5 protein-coding genes and 1 pseudogene are annotated in these 3,381 nt (G+C 62.6%); all 6 read right to left on the bottom strand.

Annotated elements, in window-relative coordinates:
* Positions 1-348, bottom strand: a 348-nt coding sequence (locus tag ACE04I_RS17720) for a flagellar biosynthetic protein FliR (protein ID WP_487207401.1), incomplete at its 3' end; no start/stop codon positions are given.
* 4 nt (positions 349-352) lie between these two features.
* The gene (locus tag ACE04I_RS17715) at positions 353-622 is read right to left on the bottom strand and encodes an EscS/YscS/HrcS family type III secretion system export apparatus protein (protein WP_046796838.1); all 270 of its coding nucleotides are present in this window, start codon (positions 620-622) and stop codon (positions 353-355) included.
* A gap of 3 nt (positions 623-625) precedes the next feature.
* On the bottom strand, positions 626-1,282 hold the full coding sequence (gene sctR, locus ACE04I_RS17710; RefSeq protein WP_487207400.1) for a type III secretion system export apparatus subunit SctR: 657 nt from the start codon (positions 1,280-1,282) through the stop codon (positions 626-628).
* A gap of 14 nt (positions 1,283-1,296) precedes the next feature.
* Positions 1,297-2,262: a FliM/FliN family flagellar motor switch protein gene (locus ACE04I_RS17705; protein ID WP_245282176.1), complete on the bottom strand. Its 966-nt coding sequence runs from the start codon at positions 2,260-2,262 to the stop codon at positions 1,297-1,299.
* 53 nt (positions 2,263-2,315) lie between these two features.
* Complete coding sequence (locus ACE04I_RS17700) at positions 2,316-2,687, bottom strand: hypothetical protein (protein ID WP_487207399.1); 372 nt, start codon at positions 2,685-2,687, stop codon at positions 2,316-2,318.
* A 110-nt stretch (positions 2,688-2,797) separates the two neighbouring features.
* Positions 2,798-3,381 (bottom strand): annotated as a pseudogene (locus ACE04I_RS17695) (EscN/YscN/HrcN family type III secretion system ATPase); the annotation flags it as partial.

The following is a 3,381-nucleotide window of genomic DNA, read 5'->3' as shown; positions in this document are numbered from 1 at the left end:
CGATCCGCGCTGCAGGTCGATCAGGTCACCCGCCACTTCGGCCGCCCAGAAGGGAATGCCGAAGGCAAGTCCGATCAAGGCGCCCACCACCATTTCCTTGATGAGGAGGCCGGCAAGATCAAAACTCGTCGGCTGGCCAGTCACGGCAAGCTGCTGAAAGATCGGAAAGATCATCGGCAAGGAGATGGCGACGGCCACCGCGGAACGGATCATGCCCGTCAGGCCGAGCCGCATGAATGCCGGCGTCAGCATGATCATGCCGAGCGCGCGTGCGACGGCGATCGAAGCGGCAACGAGCACCGGATAGGCAAACTCGGTGATCGCTGCCGTGATCGCCGCGAGGTTCATCGGCCTACCGTGTCAGCGACGCGAAGCTGTCGAGCGATTGGCTCGCCAGCGCTGCGACCTGGACGGCAAGAAGCGGCCCCGCGAAAATGAGAACCAGCATGACGGCGACCAGCTTTACCGCCTGCGGCAATGTCTGGTCCTGGATTTGCGTCAGCGCCTGGATGAGGCCGACGCTGATGCCGATGATGATCGCCACACCGAGTGCCGGCGCCGAGACGATCAGTACCGTCACCAGCGCGCGGTTCATTTCGTTGAGAAAGACCTCCTGGCCCATCCGCTATCCTCCATAACTCAGGATCAGCCCGTGCATCAGGCGCGACCAGCCTTCCACCGCCACGAAGAGGAAAATCTTCAAGGGAATGGAGATCAGCGTTGGTGAGACCATCATCATGCCCATGGCCATCAACACGTTGGCGACGATCAGATCGATCACCAGGAACGGGATGTAGAGAAGGAAGCCGATCTCGAAGGCGCGCGTCAGTTCGGATGCGACGAAGGCCGGGATCAGCACCACGAGATCGTCGTTGCGAAGCGCGGCGCGAGCTTCCGGCGACCACACACTCTCCGTCGCCTCGATGAAGAACTGGCGTTCGCGCTCATTTGCAAAGCGCTTGAGATATTCGCGCAAGGGCTCGGCCAGCGTTTCTCCTACACTGCGCAGCCCCTCGACGGTTTGGATATCCATCGGCCGGCTTTCGGCCGCCCGGTACATATTGCCCACCAGCGGCGTCGTCACATAGACCGTCAGGATGAGCGCGATGCCGTAGAGGACAAGGTTCGGCGGCGATTGCTGAATTCCGAGCGCATTGCGGATGAGGAAGAGCACGACGGAAATCTTCAGGAAGCCCGTCATTGTTACCACCGCCAGCGGCAGGAGACCAATCGTCGAAACGACGATGATGATGGCGATCAGGTTCGGCTGGAATTCTGTCATGATGTCTGGCTGCTTTATACCGGGGTCGCGGGCAGAAGATGAAGGATACGCACACCCATGCCGGCGCCGATCATGACGAGCTCGCCGCGCCCGATACGCCGGCCATCGACGACGATGTCGACGCCTGTTTCATCGAAATAGGAAAGCGGCAACGGCTGACGCAACTTCAGCGCATCGATTTCGCCGAGCGTCATCGTCGTCCGTGCGAATTCAGCGACCATATGCAGGATGTGCGTACCGTTCCGATTGTCGCGAAGATCCGGCAGCGAGCCGACCATGGCGCGGCGGCTCTTCGGATAGAAAGGCCCATCCAGCTCGGCGCAATCCGACTGGCGCCGCACGGGGGCAATCAGCTTTCCATCCAAGACCACGACTGTCCGATGGGTTGCGAGCATGACGATATCGCCGGGCCGCAGGCTCTCCAATTCGTCGAGAGTCAGATCCTGCGATCCGGCCTCGATGACGAGCTCAACCGTGAGCCCGGAAAGGTCCGCCGGTTCGGACGGCTGGACGCGGTCGAGAAAATCAGCCCAGATCTCGGCGAGCTGAGGCGGCAATTCCAGACGCAGCGGAAGCGACCGCTCGTCGGCGACGAAGGCCAGATCCAGCGTATGCGGCAAATCCGCGTCGCCACCTTCGCCGAACCGGATGTCTTCGCTAAGCCGGCTTTCCAGCAGGTGCAGAAGATCGAGGGCCGCCAGCTCCAGAAGCAGGGCACGCTGTGGCGGCTCCTCGTCGATCAGCACACCTTTGAGCCCAAGCGGCTGCTGCAGCCATTCGATCAATGCCGCCGACAGGTGCAGGCGGCAATCATCGGCGCCCACACGGACCGGGACAGCCACGGCATCTTCGCCCGAAAACACCTCGCCGATATGGAGGCTGACTTTCCTCTCGCCGAGCACACATGCGATCGGCGTGCGCCGACGCGACAGGCGCTCCTGAAGGCCGGCTGGCGGCAGTTCGGGCGGCGACGCAAGCATGTTCACGACACTCGCTCCACCGCATCCGATTCCGAAATGGGCGCCCGTATCTCTCAGCATGATAGTCGTGCCCGATCTGCACTCATTTCTTCCGCTTCCTGCTCCGCCAAGGCGTCGATCCGCGCCCGGTCCGAATGGCGCAGCCGACTTTCCGCCTCGGCCAGCTTGTCGCGCTCGAACAGGCGCCGGCGCCACTCGGCTTGGGCCGCGGAAAGCTGCCGCTCGCGGTCACCAAGCGCCTCAGCGGCTTTATTCCGCTTGTCGATCAGCGCATCGCGCCGCTGATCGGAGGCGCGCAACAGGTCATGCGTTCGGCCGAGTTCGTTTTCGGAGAGAGGCCGCATATGCATGGCCTCGAAAAACCGCCGCTCCTGTTGATCGGTCTCAAGGTCATGGGCGTCAATTGCCGCTTCGGCCTCCGACATGGCACGGGATGCCTCCTGAAGTCGGGCCGCAGCGATCGATACCGCAGCTTTCGCACGTTCTTCGCGGAGAGACCGCAGCGCCAGAAGCTGCGGTAGATCCGATGTTGCACTCATGCGACGATCTCTTTCATCCGTTCGACCGTCGTCCGAATATCGCAGATCTCGTCAGAGGGCTGGCGCAGAAAGGTTTCGATCGCATCGTGGCGGGCCACAGCCAAATCCGCGCGCGCGTCGCTGCCTGCCTTGTATTCGCCGACGCGCAATAGCAGCTCGATGTCACGATAGGCCGCCATGTTTTCGCGAATGGTGCCGGCAAGGTCGCGATGCTCGGCGGAAACGATGCCGTTCATCAGACGGCTTCGGCTTTTCAGCACGTCGATCGCCGGAAAATGATTGCGCTGGGCAAGCTCACCCGACAGCACGATATGGCCGTCGAGGATCGCCTTGGTTTCCTCCGCCACCGGATCGAGGCCGTCTTCGCCCTCGGTCAGCACGGTATAGAGCGCCGTGATGGACCCGCCCTTCCCCGGCCCGGCCCTTTCGAGGAGGCGCGGCAGGGCGGCGAAGAAGGACGGCGGAAAGCCGCGCCGGGTCGGCGGCTCGCCGGCCGCAAGCCCGATCTCGCGCTGTGCACGGGCAAAGCGCGTCACCGAATCCATCAGGAGCAAGACGTTGCGACCACGATCGCGAAAAT

The organism is Rhizobium moroccans, assembly GCF_057559155.1.
This window is presented reverse-complemented; position numbering and strand designations above follow the sequence as displayed.